We start from the raw sequence: 15,785 nt of genomic DNA on the forward strand, positions 1-15,785 counted from the left end.
GCTGGCCTCAGCGGGTAATGTCGAGACCTGACTGCGAGACCTGACTGAGAGGGGCGACATGTTCAAAAAATCACGGAGCACCCAGATTGAGGATCCGGCAGACGCGGACGCACGCACGAGCATGCCCACGAAGCTCTGGAGCGACTCGCTCGGGCGGTCTGCCATCCGGTCCGCCCAGGTGCTGCTGCTGCTCGCACTGGCCGTCGCGGCGGTGTACTCCTTCATTCAGCTCAAACTTGTCGTCATCCCAGTGATCATCGCGCTGATCCTCGCGTCGGCGCTGACCCCACTCGTCTCCTTGCTGGAGAAATGGATGTCGCGCACCCTCGCCGCGATTATCGCGCTGCTGCTCGGTGTCTCGGCGTTCGGCGGCATTGTCACGGTCGCCGTCGTCGGGGTTCAGTCGCAGTTCGATGAGTTGGTACAGTCCGTCAGCACTGGCATCGACGAGATCATCGCGTTCGTCGAGAACGGGCCGCTGCCGATCAACCAGCAGCAGATCGACGACGCCCGCGCGGCGATCATCGACTTCGCGACGAGCAGCCAATTCGGATCGGGGGCCCTCGCCGGGGTCACGACCGTCATCGAGGTCATCACCGGCATCGTGCTGGGACTCTTCGTGCTGTTCTTCTTCACCAAAGACGGCCCGATGATCTGGTCGTTCCTGATCAAGCCACTCAGCCCGGTCAAGCATGTCAAGGCCGACCGCGCTGGCTCGCGGGCGGTCGAGACGCTCGGTGGGTACGTTCGCGGCACCGCCATCGTCGCCTTCGTCGATGCCTTCTTCATCGGGCTCGCGCTCGTGATCCTGCAGGTGCCGCTCGCGCTGCCGCTTGCCGTCATCGTATTCATCGGCGCGTTCATCCCGATCGTCGGTGCCACGCTCTCGGGTGTGATCGCGGCGCTCGTCGCGCTCGTGACCGTGGACGTGACCGCCGCGATCTGGGTCCTCGTCGTGGTGATCGCGGTGAACCAGCTCGAGGGCAACCTGCTGCAGCCCGTCGTGCTCGGCAAGTCGATCAAGCTGTACGCGCTCGTCGTGCTGCTCGCGCTGACCGCCGGAACGATTCTCGGCGGCATCGTCGGCACGCTGCTGTCGGTGCCGATCGCGGCCGTCACCTGGGCGATCATCAAGTCGTGGAACGAGCCGCTGACGGCCACGGAACTCTCCCACGTCAGGGAGCGCAAGTCCGCGTCTGACGCGAAACGAGGCTCGCGAGCACTCGACGCGAGGTGAGCGCAGCGGGGTAAGTTCCGAGGGGTGAGCGCCGAGGGGTGAGCCGCGCGGGGTGACTCGCTCGGCGCCCGTCGCAGCCCACCGGCGTCAGCCCGGTCGCACCTCGTGATCGGCGCGCGCCGCGGTGTGCTCGATCAGCTGCGCGTTGGCCTCGTCGGGTCCGAGCGCCCAGGCTGCAGCATCCACCGACGACTTGCCGTACCGCTCGTGTCGCGCGATAAGCCGTTCGATTCGGATGTCGCGCTCGAGTTCCACGAACAGGGTGAGGTCGAGCAGCGGGGCGACCCTCTGCCAACCGCCCTGATCGAGCAGCAGGTAGCTGCCCTCGACGACGATGACGCGGCGGTCGTGGGCGATCGAGACGGTGCCGGGGGTGGCCTCCTCGACGTCGCGGTCGAAACCCGGAGCGGTCACCGTGCCCGTGGCGGCGGGCAGTTGCTCAAGCAGTGCCACGAAGCCGTCGACGTCGAAGGTGTCCGGGGCGCCCATGCGGTCACGCCGGCCGAGCTCGACGAGCCGGGACTGCGGAAGGTGGAATCCGTCCATTGAGACGAGCTGAGCGCTCGCGGAGAGGGTGTTCAGGCGGGCGACGAGCGCCTCGCCCACGGTCGATTTGCCGGCGCCTGGGGATCCGACGATGCCGACGATGGTGCGCCTGACCGGTCGGGTCGCGGCAGTGATCATGGCCGCGACCTCGTCAACGCTGCGGAGGATCGCCATGGCACCAGTCTGCCGGGTGAGCGCCGCGCCTAGTGCAAGCCGAAGTCCAGTCCGGGTGCTGAGTCGAACACGAATCGGGCCCACAGCCGGTAGCCGAGCGAGCTCGGGTGGAAGTCGTCGCTCGCGAAGAATCCCTCGACGTAGGGCGGAGGTGTCGGAATCGCAACGACACCCTCGAGGTCGCCCACGGCGAGACGGGCGCCCATGTCGAGACTTCCCGCGTGCCGGGCGAGGGTTGCTCGCAGCGGCTCGGGGAGCAGTGCGAAGCGGTCGAACCGGGGCATAAGCGACACGAGCACCGCTGCGTCGGGCGACGCCGCACGCAGTGCGAGCACGATCGCCCGCACGTCGCGAGTGAAGGCCGCGCGGGAGCGCAGTCCGAGCGCGTCATTGGCGCCGATGGTCAGCAGGGCGAGGTCGAAGGGAACGGATGCGGCCGCGCCGACGAACCGGTCGAGCACGTGCTTCGCGGTGGCGCCGTTCTCGCCGATCGCACGCCACGTCGTGCCGCGCTGCCAGCGCTCGGCGATCTCGTGCGCGATCCATCCCGGCAGTGCGTCGTCCTGGGTCTCGGCGCCGACGCCTGCAGCAGTCGAGTCGCCCAGCACGAGAAGCCGCAGCGGGTCCGGCCCCGGCCGGGAGCCGGTCCACGGCAGCGCAGCATCCGGAAGCCGGGGGGTGTCCCTGCGGAGCTGCCGCGCCTGCGTCACGAGCACCGGCGCGAGGGGAAGCGCGGCCAGCCGGGTGAACTGAAAGGGTTTCACGTCGCCGAGGTTACCCTGATGAGGTTGCGCCACGGGTCGTCGAAGCTGAGCGTCTGCCCGTCGTGGCCCACCTCGTGCCCGAACCGGGTGAGCCGCTCGTCGAGGGCGCCGAGGCTGTCGGCATCCGGCACTACAACGTTCACGATGCCGAGCCCGAGCGCCCTCGTGCGCGGGCCGGCGCCACGGCTATTCCAGGTGTTCATGGCCATGTGGTGGTGGTATCCGCCCGCGCTCACGAACAGCGCCTGGTCGCCGAACTGCACGGTCGCCTCGAAGCCGAGCCGGGCGACGTAGAACTCGCGGGCGGTGGTGATGTCGCCGACCCGGAGGTGCACGTGGCCGACGGTGGCGCCCGCCGCGGGCGCGCCGTCGGCGGTCATCGCGGTACCGGTGTCGGCCGCGGCGGATGCTGCCCCGCGGAGGTTCTCGCGCAGGTACGCGTTCGGGTCGAGCGGCAGGGTCGCCATCTGGATCTGCCCGTCAGCCCAGTTCCAGCCGGAGCGGGCCCGGTCGAAATACAGCTCGACCCCGTTGCCCTCTGGGTCGTCGAAGTAGAAGGCTTCGCTCACGAGGTGGTCGGCACTGCCGGTGAACGCTCCGGGTGTCGCTGTCGCGATCGAATAGACGGATGCCGCGAGGCTCGCCCTCGTCGGGAACAGGATGGCGGTGTGGAACAGCCCCGCCGAGCGCTGTGCCGCGTGGGTCAGGTCGGGCGCGTGCTCGAGCACCACAAGGGGAGTGGCCCCCCGACCGAGGGCGACCGTCGAACCCACGCTGGTAATCACCTCGAGCAGCACCGCGTCGCGGTACCAGTGCGTCATCGCATCGAGGTCGGAGACGAGCAGCGTGACCGTACCCATTCTGGTGTCGGCGGCGAGCAGGTCATCCGTTCTCATGCCCGTCTCAACCTTCCCGGTCGCGGCAATATTTCACCGTGCCGGCGTGGGCCGTGGGCCGTGGGTCGCGAAAAGAATTTCCATCCGGGTGCATCCAAATCGGTGGCTCCGTAAGAAGTAGTTCATGTAAGCCCCAATACCACCGCCCCTCGCGGGCTCGAAAAAGGAGAACAATCGTGAAATCACGTCTTGCAGCCGGCGGAGCAGCCGGAGCAGTCCTTGTCGTGGCACTCGCCGCGCCCATGTCGGCCGCCGCCGCCGAAGGCGACGCGCAGCTCTCGGTGCTTCACGGCATCCCCGGAGTCACCGTCGACGTGTGGGTAAACGGAGACCTCACCCTCGACGACTTCGCCCCGGGCACCCTCACCGACCCGCTGATGCTTGCTCCGGCGACCTACTCCGTCGCGATCACGGCGTCGAACGCGACGTCGGCCACCGACCAGGTCGTCCTCGGCCCGATCGACCTGCCGCTCGCAATGGACGGCAACTACACCGCCGTTGCGCACCTCAACGCAGCGGGCGAGCCCGCAGCGGCGTTCTTCACGAACGACGTCTCGGCAACCGCAGCCGGTGAAGGCCGACTGACCGTGCGCCACGTGGCCGCGGCACCCGCGGTCGACATCCTCGCGGGCGACGCGCCCGTCATCGAGGGCCTCGAGAACCCCAACGAGGAGATCCTGAACCTGCCCGCGGGCGTCGTTCCGGCATCCGTCGTCGCAGCCGGCACCACCGAGCCGGCTCTGCTCGGCCCGGCCGATGTCGACGTTGCCGAAGGTGTGAACACCATCGTCTACGCCTACGGCAGCCTTGAGGACGACACTCTCGCGCTCGCGATCCAGACGATCGACGGGCTCCACACTCCGCCGGCAGGAATCCCGGCGGGCCAGACCGGCGCTGCAGCAGCTGCCGAGACAGCGCAGAGCACGTGGATCGGCCTCGGAGCGTTCGGGCTGCTCCTCGCCGCTGCGGGCGCGCTGTTCGCCACCCGTCGGACCGCCGCGCGCCGCTAGGCGATCGGATCCACGGATGAACAAGGGCAGGGGAGGGGTTGGCATGAAATCCGCACTGATACTCGTGCTGACCCTTCCCCTGCTCGCTGGCTGTGCTGCCGCCGGGGCGCCCGTCGCCGCGGCGGCACCAGAGCCGACGCAATCGTCCTCGCCGTCTCCCTCGTCGTCGGCGGCCGTTCCGGAGATCGCAACCAGGGACGCGAACATCGGCAGCGCGCAGACCGCCGCAACTGTAGCCCCAGTGCGATTGTCCATCCCCCAACTCAACATCGACATGCGAATTGACGCCATGGGCCTCGACGGCGACGGCGCCATGGCGCTGCCCGACAATGCGTCGGATGCCGGCTGGTACAAGTTCGGCCCTGGCGTCGCCAACGACGCGGGAGCCACCGTCATCGCCGCGCACGTCGATTCCCGGCACGACGGCATCGGCCCGTTCAGCCGACTGAAGGACGCCTCGACCGGAAGCATCATCTCGGTGGCCGGCAGCGATGGCTCGACCGTTGACTACGTGGTGACCGAGGTGCGGTCCGTAGGAAAGATTGATGCCCCGATGGCGGAGGTATTCGACCGGGCCGGCGATCCGCGGCTCACCCTCGTGACCTGCGGCGGCGATTTCGACTCGAGTACCGGCCACTACATCGACAACATCATCCTCACCGCCGTCCCGGCCGGTACGTGACATGTTCCCAGCCCTCGTCAACCTGTTGGGCATTACTACTGAGCGAATGGCGTGTATCGGCCAATTGGAGATACCGTGATGGAGGGCACCACGGCGATCGTGGCGCCGGCCCCGTATCGACCAGCCGCCAGGACCCCCGTGACTGATTTGCTGCAGGATGACGACCAAGCGTCGCTGACCGCTGAGTTCATGGCGGGCAGCGAACGTGCGCTTGCGGAGATGTACGAGAGGTGGGCGCGGCTTGTCTATGGGATGGCCCTCCGCTCGCTCGGTGATGTGACCGAGGCGGAAGACGTCACCCAGAAGGTCTACGTTTCAGCCTGGCTGGGGCGGCACACCTTCGATCCGACGCGCGCACGGCTGGCCGCCTGGCTGGTCGGGATCGCCAAGAACACCATTGCCGACGCGCACGCCAGGTCGGCTCGTGACCGCCGCAAGCGCGAGGCGATCATCGCGACGCTCGACGACGACGTGATCGATTGGTCCGAGGATGTCGCCGATCGTCTCGTGATCGCCGACGAGCTCGCACTGCTTGCCGAGGCGCCGCGCAAGGTCATGCACCTCGCGTTCTACGACAACCTCACCCACGCCCAGGTAGCGGCCAGATTGGACATGCCGCTCGGCACGGTGAAAAGTCATATCCGTCGAAGTCTTGATCGGCTCCGAACACGATTGGAGGTGAATGACGATGAACAGTGAACCGAACCACAGCCCGAACCACAGTGACCCCGAAATGCTCGCTCTGCTGGCGATGGGCGAGACCGTGCCCGACGCCGAGGCGCAGCACGTCGCATCCTGCGAGGCCTGCGAGCAGGACGTGGCCGAGCTGCGACGCGTCGTCCACCTCGCGCGCGCGGGAACGTCGGGTGGTTTCGCCGAGGCGCCCAGCACAGACGTGTGGAGCCGGATCAGCGCGGACCTCGGTCTCGCGGGTGGCATCGTCCCCGAGTCGATTCGTCGGGCGGATGCTGCGGCGGATGGTTCGTCTGTCGCGGATGCCGCCGTAGCGGGATTGGCGGTCGATGATGCGGCTTCGTCTGGTTCGGAGCCGCCCGCTGGACCGGCAGCGGATCCCGCGGAATCCGATGCCGAGCCGCCTGCGATGCTTCGCACCGAGCCCGACGCGGCCGCGCTTTCCGCGCACGCGGCCGTACACGCGGCCGCACCCGCAGGGCAGCCCGTTCTGCATGCGGTTCCCCGTGCATCCGATTCCCCTCCGCTCACCGGTATCGAGCGCGCCCACCGACACCGCGGTGCGGCCAAGCGTGGACGTTGGATTCCGCTGGCCGCGGCTGCGGCTGTTGTCGTCATTGTCGGGGGAATCGCCATCACCGCCGGTCTGCAGCAGGGGCCGTCGGTCGAGGTTCTCGCCGCGGCGGAGCTCGACGCCCTCCCCGACTGGGAGGGTGCGACAGGCGAGGCGGTCGTCGAGGTGAGCGACGACGGCGAACGTAACGTCGTCGTGACGATGGCGACGGATGGCGACGTCGACGGATACCGCGAAGTGTGGCTGATCTCCGAGGACCTGTCGGCCCTCGTGAGCATCGGCGTGCTCGAGGGTGGGGACGGCCGCTTCGTGATCCCCGAGGGCATCGACCTCGAGGACTATCCGCTCGTGGATGTCTCCGACGAACCGCTCGATGGCAACCCCGACCACTCGGGCAACTCCATCGTGCGGGGAACGCTCGAATCCTGAGCCAGATCCCCACTGGTCAGGTAGGTCGCGCAGCACCTTCTGCCGGTTGAGCAGAATCTCGCACCCCGCTGCTTGAGCAGGTCGCGCGCTGTTTCTGCCGGTTGAGCAGGTCGTGCAGCGACCGTGTCCAAACCCGTCCGCGGCCAGCGGATGGTCGAGCGGGCGCGCTGGTTGCGCCTGATGGTGGTGGGACGAAAAGACGGCAGGGATGGATGCGGGTGGGCGCGCGGGTTGCGCCTGTTGTAGCGGGAGGAAAAGGCGTCAGGGATGGATGCTGTGGTTCGGCCGCGTGCGTCGGGTCGCGGCCTCCGCTGGTGATGGGTTGCGATGGGTTGGGGTCGCGTAGTTGTTTCGGCTGGTTGAGTCGGTCGCGTACCTGTTTCTGTTGGTTGGGCAGGTCGCGCAGCGACTGTGGCGAAACTTGGCCGTGCTCGGCCTGTGGTCATGGCAGTGCTGGTGTGGGGAGTTTTCCGCCGCGTTTGGGTGTTCGTGTGGGGTCGATGTGTGTGGGTGGGGTGAACCAGGGGGTGTTGTCGGTGATTTGTACGGTCCATCCTTTGTGGATGATGTGGTGGTGTCCGGTGCATAGAAGGATTCCGTTGTTGAGGTTTGTTGTGCCGCCGTGGGACCACCAGTGGATGTGGTGGGCTTCGGTGTAGGAGGGTGGTCTGCCGCAGCCGGTGATGGCGCAGCCGCCGTCGCGTTCGGCGAATGCGATTCGTTGGGCGCGGGTGAATAGTCGTCTCCCGGTGCCGAGGTCGAGGATTTGGCTGTTCCCGCCGAGGACTGCGGGGATCAGTTCCGCGTCCGCGGCAAGCCTGCGGGCGGCACCAGCCGTGATGGGGTCCTCGACTCCGTCGAGGTGTGCTGCGCCGAGGCCGGATTGGAGTTGTTCCAGGGTCATCCGGATGATCAGGGTGGTGTGTGGGAGGGGTCCGGGTGCGGTGGTGCAGCCCATCATGTGCCGGGCCACATCGATCAGCGCGTCGGCGGCGATCCGAGGGATCGTCCGCGGGTCGGGGAGCTCGACGTGATCTGCCCCGCAGGCGTCCGGGTCGTCGTCGCCGGCAGCACCGTCGGCCGCGGTCGGGTCGGTGTCGAAGCGGACGGCGCGGAGGGCGTCGCCGACCATCGCGTCGATCATGGTGCGCACATATCCGGCGCCGAGGGGGTCGAGGTCGATCGTGCAGCGCTCCAAACCGTTGCCCTGTTTGCTCCAGCGCAGCGACCGGGCCGCGATCAGCGCCTCCTCCCGCGGTGCGATCCCATCGGTATCGAGCGCGTCGCGCCAAGAGATCGACAGCTTCCGCACCGTGTCCGCCGGATGAGACGCGGCGAAGGTGACCAGTTCCTCCTCCGCCGCGACCAGGTGTACCGGCAGGGCGCGGGGGGCGGCCTGGGTCAGGGAGGTGATGATCGACTGGGCCGCATCCACCTGCACCACACCGCTGTTCACCGCATCCGCGACCAGCGGGAACGGGGCGGGGAGGCGCTCCCCGAGCAGGGACACCGGTGCGGTGGTCGCCTCACCGAGCCGGACTGTTCTGCCGGCCTCGGCCAGAGTCACCCGACCCAGTTCGGTGATCAGGGATGCGGGGGAGGTATGCCCGGAAGACTTCGCCAGGCCGCCCTGCCCGAGCGAGGGGCGCGAGCGCACACTCAGCTCCCCGGCCGCACGCACCAGCAGGGCGTCGACGTGTCGTTTGAGGTCGTAGCCGGACTGGATCGCCCGCACCAGCCCCGCATCGGACATGGTCTCCACATCGAGCTGGGACGGAGCGACTGAGATCGCGCCGAACGATGCTCCGGCGGTTGCACCGACCGAGACGGCTGCAGCCGCTGCGCCGGATCCTGCTCCACGAGCATCGGGCGGCCGGGCATCGGGGTGTTCGCCGACCCGGGCGCCGAACCCGGTGAGCGCACCAGCCCACACCGACGCGAACGCACTAGCGCTGTCAATGAGGGGATCGGTTGCTTTGGACATACCCACATAGTGACAGACACCACCGACATTCCAACCGACACCAAACCACACCCTGATCGGGGATATTGCCTGTGGACAACCCTCCTGGAGTACGGCCTGTGGAGGAGAAGACGCCGGCGCAATAGCGCGGGATTTCGACACGCGCGCCAGAGCGCGCTGCTCAACCAGCAGCAACCAGCAGCAACCAGCAGCAACCAGCAGCAACCAGCAGCGACCGGCAGGGGCGTGCTGAATATCCGCGCTACCGCCGCGTCAGCCGCTCGATCAGCTCGCGATAGCGCGCGGCGGTCTGCGCCACGATCTCCGCTGGCAGCGGCGGCGGAGGCGACCCGTCGATCGAGGTCGGGTCCCAGTTCGCCGCGAGCCAGTTGCGCACGATTTGTTTGTCGAAGCTGTCGCCCCGGTTTCCGGACTCCCACACCGCGGCATCCCAGAATCGGCTGCTGTCGCTCGTGAGCACCTCGTCGCCGAGGGTGATCGCGCCCGTTTCGGGGTCAGTGCCGAACTCGAACTTCGTATCGGCGAGGATGATCCCGCGCGCGGAGGCGATCACGGATGCCCGACGGAAGATCTCCAGGCTCCTCTCGCGCAGTGCCGTGGCCACGTCTTCGCCGACGAGTTCGACCGTGCGCTGGAAGGTGATGTTCTCGTCGTGGTCGCCGAGCGTCGCCTTGAACGCCGGCGTATAGATGGGCTCGGGCAGGCGGTCGCCGTTCTCGAGTCCGGCCGGAAGGGGAACACCGCAGACGCTCTGGGTCTGCTGGTACTCCAGCCATCCGGATCCCACAAGATATCCGCGCACAACGCACTCGATCGGGAACATGTCGAGCTGTTTCACGAGCATCGCGCGGCCAGCAACCGACTCCGGCAGCCCGACGGATGCCTCCGGGTCGTCCGCGACGGGGGCCACGATGTGGTTCGGGATGCCGTCGAGCTGGGCGAACCACCACAGACTCAGTTGGGTGAGCAGGGAGCCCTTGCCCGGGATGCCCGGTTCGAGGATGTGGTCGAACGCGCTCACCCGGTCGCTCGCGACCACGAGCATCCGTCCAGGGTATTTCGGCGACGAGTACAGGTCGCGCACCTTGCCGGAGTAGTGGTGGGTCCAGCCGGGGAGATCAGTCGCGTCGGTCACGCCCCCCATTATTCACCGCCGGAGAGGATGCCCACTGCAGCGGAGGTCGCCGCCTTAACCGAGGTCGCCGCCTTAACCGAGGCCGAAGGTGCCGGCATCCGTCCCCCACCTGACCTACTCTGCGACGCGCGCCGCGATGTCGGTGCGGTACTGCCCGCCTTCGAGCTTGATGATCTCCAGCGCTTGATACGCGCGCGCCCTCGCTTCGGTGAAGTTCGGGGCGGTGGCGACGACGCTGAGCACGCGGCCGCCGGTCGCGACGAGGTCGGTGTTGTTGAGGGTCGCGGTGGCGGCGTGGGTGATCGTGATGCCGGGCAGCGCGAGGGCCTCGTTGAGTCCCGTGATGACGCGTCCGGTGATCGCATCCTCCGGGTATCCCTCGCTCGCGAGCACGACGGTGACGGCGACATCGTCGGTGAACTGGGGGCGCGGCAGCGAGCCGAGGCCACCCGTCGACGCGGCGAACAGCAGGCCGCTGAGCGGGGTAATGAGGCGCGGGAGTACAGCCTGCGTCTCGGGGTCGCCGAAGCGGGCGTTGAATTCGATGACGCGGATGCCGTGGTCGGTCACGATCAGACCGCAATACAGCAACCCGATGAACGGCGTTTGCTCCTGCGCGAGCTGGCGCACGGTCGGGATCGCGATCGTGTCGATGACCTCGTCGACGAAACCCTCCGGCAGCCAGGGGAGCGGCGAGTAGGAACCCATTCCACCGGTATTGGGGCCGATGTCGCCGTCGAAGAGGCGCTTGTAGTCCTGGGCGGGGGAAAGCGGGAGCACGCTGTGACCGTCGCTCAGCAGGAACAGCGACACCTCCTGCCCGGCGAGAAACTCCTCGACGAGCACACTGCCGTGGTGCAGCCAGTACTCGGCGTGCGCGATGGCGGCGTTGCGCTCTCCGGTCACGAGCACGCCCTTGCCCGCCGCAAGCCCGTCGGCCTTCACGACGTACGGGGCGCCGTACTCGTCGATGGCCTCGATGGCCTCCTCGAGTGTGCCCGACCGCGTCGCACGGCCGGTCGGAACTCCGGCGTCATCCATGATCCGCTTGGCGAAGGTCTTGCTTCCCTCGAGCTGGGCGGCCGCCTTTCCGGGGCCGAACACGGCGATACCGCGGGTGCGCAGCGTGTCGGCGACGCCCGCGACGAGCGGGGCCTCCGGGCCGATGATGACGAGCTCGATGTCGTTGTCGAGCGCGAAGCCGGCGACAACCGGACCGTTCGTCGGGTCGAGGTGGATTACCGGAACATCCATCGCGATGCCGGCGTTCCCGGGTGCCGCGATGATGTCATGGCCCGCGTCCTCCGCGAGTAGTGCCGTGATGATGGCGTGTTCACGCGCACCGGAGCCAAGAACGAGGATTCTCACCATGCAAGGTTAGCGGGGCGGTTGTTACCGTATAACCATGGGCAGAGCAAAAATAGTGGCACTCGTCGGCGAAGCGGCGGTTCGGCAGGCGCTGCTGCCCGAAGCGGATCGGGAGACGACCGCCATTGCGGTGCGCTACCTGCTGCAGGTGCTCGCCGAGAACGCGCCCGGAGCCACAGTCGAGGTGCGGGTTCCGCCGTTCGGTGCGGTGCAGTGCGTCGAGGGTCCTAACCACACCCGGGGAACCCCTCCGAACGTTGTCGAGACGGACGCCGCGACCTGGCTCCAGCTGGCGACCGGCGGGATCGCGTGGACGGATGCTCTCCAGCGGGGCAGCGTCTCCGCCTCCGGTCAGCGCGCGGACCTCTCCGACGAGCTCCCGGTGCTGTGGCAGCGAACTCCCGTCTGAGTCGGCGACAATAGGGGCATGACCGACCAACAGCCCCAGGGCATCGACCCCGCGGGCAGCACTTCACCGGACGGCAGCACTCCACCGGCCGGCAGCGATCCGGAGGGCGCGGCATCTGGTACTGCGGCATCCGGCTCTGCGGCATCCGGTACTGCGGCATCGGGCTCCCCGGGTAGCTCGACGAGCGCGGGTAGCTCGACGAGCGCGGGTAGCTCGACGAGCGCGGGCAGCTCGACGAGCGCGGGCAGCGTGACCATGCGCCGTGCGCCGCGCTACCCGCGCTTCATCCTGCTCGGGGCGGGACTGGGTGCGATCGTCGCGTACATCCTCACGGCGGCGTTCCCGGTTGACCCGCTCGTCGGATTCGCCGCGCTGTTCGGCTACTTCGCCCTCATCGGCGTCTCGGCTGGCGCCGCGATCGGCGGACTCATCGCGATCGCCCTCGACACCGTCGCCACGCGCCGCGCGAAGACGATGGGCGCCGAGCGAACAGTCGTCGACCCGGCGCCGGAAGACGTCGAGGGTGACCTCGAAGACTGACCTTCGGCTTTCATTATTCAGCGTCTCAGGGGCGTTGCCCCTCCGTGGTGGTTGCTGAATTTCGGGTTGGGTCGCGTTGCGGGTCTGGCGCGGCGTCGTGCTCGGACGGATGATGGAGGTGCTCGCCACGGGGATGCCGGTTTTTCCTTGATGCTGAGAGCTTGTTATTCAGCGTGGCAGGAGGGGTTTTCTTACGAGAACTGTGGATTGTTGCTCCGAGCACGTGTGTCAGATTTCTGATTTTTCCTAACCTCTTCCGTGGTGGGCCCGTCAATATATGGGATGAGGAGGAAAATGATGGACGTGGTCCATGAGCGTGCTGCGGGGATGGATATCTCCAAGCGGGACGTGAAGGTCTGTGTTCGAGTGCCTGGGAAACGGCCCGGGACGTTCGAGCAGAAAGTTACTACCTGGGGTGCAACAACGTCGCAGGTGCTGGAGTTGCGGGAGCATCTCCTCGCGAACCGGGTGACAACGGTTGTGATGGAGGCGACCGGTGATTATTGGAAGCCGTTCTACTATCTGTTGGAATCGGTGCTGCCGGTGACGCTTGTCAACGCGCGGGATGTGCGTAATTTCCCGGGCCGGAAAACGGATGTCTCGGACGCGGGCTGGCTGGCCCAACTGGCCGCTCACGGACTGGTGCGGGCCTCGTTCGTGCCACCGGAACCGATCCGGGAGTTGCGGGATCTGACCCGGACCCGGGCCACGATCGTGCAGGAGCGCAGCCGGCATATCCAGCGGATCGAGAAGATCCTCGAGGACGCCGGGATCAAGCTGTCCTCGGTGGTGTCCCAGCTGAACGGGGTCTCGGCGCGCAGCATCCTCGATGCCCTGGTCGCCGGGGAACGCGACCCCGTGAAACTTGCCGCTCTGGCCAAGGGCCGGCTGCGGGCGAAGATCCCGGAACTGGTCGAAGCCCTCACCGGACGGTTTAGGGACCACCACGCGTTCATGGTGAACCTGCACCTCACCCAACTCGATCACAGTGCGACCCTGATCGATGAGATCACCGCCCGAATCGAGGTGGTGATGGAACCCTTTCGGGTCTTTCGAGAGACCCTCACCACCATTCCGGGGGTCTCTGTTCGTGTTGCGGACGTGATCATCGCCGAGACCGGCGGGAACATGCATATTTTCCCCAGCCCCGGACATCTTGCGTCCTGGGCCGGGGTCTGTCCGGGATCGAACGAGTCCGCGGGACGAGTGAAATCGACCAAAACGCGCCCCGGTAATGCGCACCTGAAGGCCGCCCTCGGGATCTCCGCCCTGGTCATCACCCGACAGAAGAACACGCACCTCGCCGTGAAATACCGACGGATCGCCGCTCGGCGCGGCAGCATCAAGGCGATCGTCGCCCTCGAGCACAGCATCCTTGTCGCCGTCTGGAAGATGGGCACCACCGGGGAAGCCTTCACCGAACTCGGACCGAACTACTACTCCAACCGCCACCCCGACCGAACAAAATCCAACGCCATCAACCAGCTCCGCACCCTCGGATACCAGGTGACCCTCACCCCCACCGCAGCCTAAAAACCGGTATTCACGTGTCAGGAGTTTGAGGCACGGCAGGCTTTCAAAATTCAGGAGTTTGGCTAGTTCCAGGCTTTCAGAATTCAGGACTTCGGATAGATCCAGGCGTTCAAAATTCAGGAGAAGCGCCCGAGCTAGGCGCAAAAACTGGGTCTAACGGATGCCTGCCTTCGGCGCTTCGGCCGATTTGGCAGCATCCGCCCCACAGGGTCCTGAATGATGACAGCTCGCCGGGCCGCTCACTCCTGAATGATGACAGCTCGCCGGGCCGCTCACTCCTGAATGATGACAGCTCGCCGGGCCGGTCAGCCCTGAATAACGAAAGCCCAGGGGCTAGCTGGCCTGGTTGCGCTCGACCCAGTTGAGGTATTCCGGCGACACCGAGCCAGTGACGTAGTCGCCCGTGAAGCAGCTCATCTCAAGCTCGGTGACCGACGAGCCGGCGGTGATCGCCGCCTGCATGTCCGCGACCTCCTGAAAGATCAGGTAGTCCGCGCCCAGCTCGGTGCGGATGTCGGGGATCTTCTTTCCGTGCGCCACGAGCTCGTGCCGGGTGGGCATGTTGATGCCGTAGACGTGGGCAAAGCGCACGGGCGGGGCCGCCGACGTGAAGGTGACCTTGTTGGCCCCGGCGAGGCGCGCCATCTCGACGATCTCCCTTGACGTCGTGCCGCGCACGATCGAGTCGTCAACGATGAGGATGTTCTTGCCGCGGAACTCGCTCCCCATCGCGTTGAGCTTCTGTCGCACGCTCTTCTTGCGCTCGGCCTGCCCGGGCATGATGAACGTGCGGCCGACGTAGCGGTTCTTGTAGAACCCCTCGCGGTACTCGAGCCCGAGCTTGCGAGCAACCTGCATGGCTGCGGGCCTGGCCGAGTCCGGAATCGGCATGACGACGTCGATGTCGCCGCGCGGGGTGTACTTCGCGATCGTGTCGGCGAGGCTGTCGCCGAGCCGAAGCCGCGCCTCGTAGACCGAGATGCCGTTCATGACCGAGTCGGGGCGGGCGAGGTACACGTACTCGAACGAGCACGGGATCAGCCGCGGTTTCGCCGCGCACTGCTTCGAGGTCATCTCGCCGTCGACGGCAATGAAGATCGCCTCGCCGGGCGCGACATCCCGAACCAGCTCGTATCCGCCGCTCTCGAGCACGAGCGACTCCGACGCGACAACCCACTCGTAGCCGACCATGCCCTTGGGGCGTCGCCCCAGAACGAGCGGACGGATGCCGAAGGGGTCACGGAACGCGAGCAGCCCGTGTCCGGGAATGAGCGCGATCGTGGCGTAGGAGCCCTCGACCCGCTCGTGCACGCGCTCGACCGCCGCGAAGATCTGCGAGGGGTCGAGGTCGGCGCCGGACACCTGCTGCTGCAGCTCGTGCGCGAGCACGTTGACGAGCAGTTCGGTGTCGGATGTCGTGTTGAGGTGGCGCCGGTCGATGTCGAACAACTCTTGGGTGAGCTCGCGCGTGTTCGTGAGGTTGCCGTTGTGCACGAGAACGATGCCGTAGGGCGCGTTCACGTAGAACGGCTGCGCCTCCTCCTCGTTCGAGGCGGATCCGCGGGTCGCGTAGCGCACGTGACCGAGGCCCATAGTGCCGGGCAGTGCGCGCATGTCACGCGTGCGGAATGCCTCCCGCACCTGCCCTTTTGCCTTCACCATGTGGAAGGTTCGGCCGTCGGCTGTAGCGATGCCGGTAGAGTCCTGGCCGCGGTGCTGCAGCAGGAGCAGGCTTTCGTAGACGAGTTGGTTGGCGGGTTCCGAAGAAACGATGCCGACAATGCCACACATTCGTGGGCGTGCTCCAGACC

The 15,785-nt window shown here is 67.0% G+C and carries 15 protein-coding genes; 8 read left to right on the forward strand and 7 right to left on the reverse strand.

Annotated elements, in window-relative coordinates; genetic code table 11:
• Positions 1–58: 58 nt before the first annotated feature.
• Positions 59–1,237: an AI-2E family transporter gene (locus BHD05_RS02995; RefSeq protein WP_236966624.1), complete on the forward strand. Its 1,179-nt coding sequence runs from the start codon at positions 59–61 to the stop codon at positions 1,235–1,237.
• Between the two features lie 87 nt (positions 1,238–1,324).
• Here the strand turns inward: BHD05_RS02995 and BHD05_RS03000 are convergent, their stop codons facing one another.
• The 3 genes from BHD05_RS03000 to BHD05_RS03010 are packed head-to-tail and all read right to left on the reverse strand — an operon-like array spanning position 1,325 to position 3,617.
• Positions 1,325–1,957: a nucleoside/nucleotide kinase family protein gene (locus BHD05_RS03000; RefSeq protein ID WP_161885113.1), complete on the reverse strand. Its 633-nt coding sequence runs from the start codon at positions 1,955–1,957 to the stop codon at positions 1,325–1,327.
• Between the two features lie 29 nt (positions 1,958–1,986).
• The gene (locus BHD05_RS03005) at positions 1,987–2,721 is read right to left on the reverse strand and encodes an SGNH/GDSL hydrolase family protein (protein ID WP_161885114.1); all 735 of its coding nucleotides are present in this window, start codon (positions 2,719–2,721) and stop codon (positions 1,987–1,989) included.
• Positions 2,718–3,617 carry a VOC family protein gene (locus tag BHD05_RS03010; RefSeq protein ID WP_161885115.1) on the reverse strand — a complete coding sequence of 300 codons (900 nt, stop codon included), beginning with the start codon at positions 3,615–3,617 and terminating at the stop codon, positions 2,718–2,720. Before BHD05_RS03010 ends, BHD05_RS03005 begins: the two co-directional genes overlap by 4 nt.
• A 176-nt stretch (positions 3,618–3,793) precedes the next feature.
• Between BHD05_RS03010 and BHD05_RS03015 the strand changes: the two genes are divergently transcribed.
• From BHD05_RS03015 to BHD05_RS03030, 4 genes are all read left to right on the forward strand, one after another.
• A complete protein-coding gene (locus BHD05_RS03015) occupies positions 3,794–4,627 on the forward strand; it encodes a DUF4397 domain-containing protein (protein ID WP_161885116.1) in 834 nt (277 codons plus the stop codon).
• A gap of 43 nt (positions 4,628–4,670) precedes the next feature.
• Positions 4,671–5,309 (forward strand): class F sortase, encoded by a 639-nt coding sequence (locus BHD05_RS03020; RefSeq protein WP_161885117.1) that lies wholly within the window; start codon positions 4,671–4,673, stop codon positions 5,307–5,309.
• 138 nt (positions 5,310–5,447) lie between these two features.
• Complete coding sequence (locus tag BHD05_RS03025; protein WP_236966625.1) at positions 5,448–6,008, forward strand: RNA polymerase sigma factor; 561 nt, start codon at positions 5,448–5,450, stop codon at positions 6,006–6,008.
• On the forward strand, positions 5,998–7,005 hold the full coding sequence (locus BHD05_RS03030; RefSeq protein WP_161885118.1) for an anti-sigma factor: 1,008 nt from the start codon (positions 5,998–6,000) through the stop codon (positions 7,003–7,005). Before BHD05_RS03025 ends, BHD05_RS03030 begins: the two co-directional genes overlap by 11 nt.
• Before the next feature lie 442 nt (positions 7,006–7,447).
• Here BHD05_RS03030 and BHD05_RS03035 read toward each other — a convergent pair whose 3' ends face one another.
• From BHD05_RS03035 to purD, 3 genes are all read right to left on the reverse strand, one after another.
• Positions 7,448–8,989: an HNH endonuclease signature motif containing protein gene (locus BHD05_RS03035; protein WP_161885119.1), complete on the reverse strand. Its 1,542-nt coding sequence runs from the start codon at positions 8,987–8,989 to the stop codon at positions 7,448–7,450.
• 241 nt (positions 8,990–9,230) lie between these two features.
• Entirely contained in the window at positions 9,231–10,124 is an 894-nt protein-coding gene (locus tag BHD05_RS03040) for a phosphoribosylaminoimidazolesuccinocarboxamide synthase (RefSeq protein WP_418763831.1), read from the reverse strand.
• A 114-nt stretch (positions 10,125–10,238) separates the two neighbouring features.
• Complete coding sequence (gene purD / locus BHD05_RS03045) at positions 10,239–11,492, reverse strand: phosphoribosylamine--glycine ligase (RefSeq protein ID WP_161887322.1); 1,254 nt, start codon at positions 11,490–11,492, stop codon at positions 10,239–10,241.
• Between the two features lie 37 nt (positions 11,493–11,529).
• On the opposite strand from purD, the gene BHD05_RS03050 reads away from it, so the two are divergent.
• The 3 genes from BHD05_RS03050 (at position 11,530) to BHD05_RS03060 (ending at position 13,974) form a co-directional block, all read left to right on the forward strand.
• Positions 11,530–11,901 (forward strand): sterol carrier family protein, encoded by a 372-nt coding sequence (locus BHD05_RS03050; RefSeq protein WP_161885121.1) that lies wholly within the window; start codon positions 11,530–11,532, stop codon positions 11,899–11,901.
• 18 nt (positions 11,902–11,919) lie between these two features.
• Positions 11,920–12,441, forward strand: coding sequence for a hypothetical protein (locus BHD05_RS03055; RefSeq protein WP_161885122.1), 522 nt, complete (start codon positions 11,920–11,922; stop codon positions 12,439–12,441).
• A 297-nt stretch (positions 12,442–12,738) separates the two neighbouring features.
• Positions 12,739–13,974 (forward strand): IS110 family RNA-guided transposase, encoded by a 1,236-nt coding sequence (locus BHD05_RS03060; protein WP_161887252.1) that lies wholly within the window; start codon positions 12,739–12,741, stop codon positions 13,972–13,974.
• Between the two features lie 333 nt (positions 13,975–14,307).
• On the opposite strand, the gene purF is transcribed toward BHD05_RS03060, so the two are convergent.
• Complete coding sequence (gene purF, locus BHD05_RS03065; protein ID WP_161885123.1) at positions 14,308–15,765, reverse strand: amidophosphoribosyltransferase; 1,458 nt, start codon at positions 15,763–15,765, stop codon at positions 14,308–14,310.
• Positions 15,766–15,785: the final 20 nt, after the last annotated feature.

The sequence above is a fragment of the Marisediminicola antarctica genome, from assembly GCF_009930795.1.
Lineage (GTDB): Bacteria > Actinomycetota > Actinomycetes > Actinomycetales > Microbacteriaceae > Marisediminicola > Marisediminicola antarctica.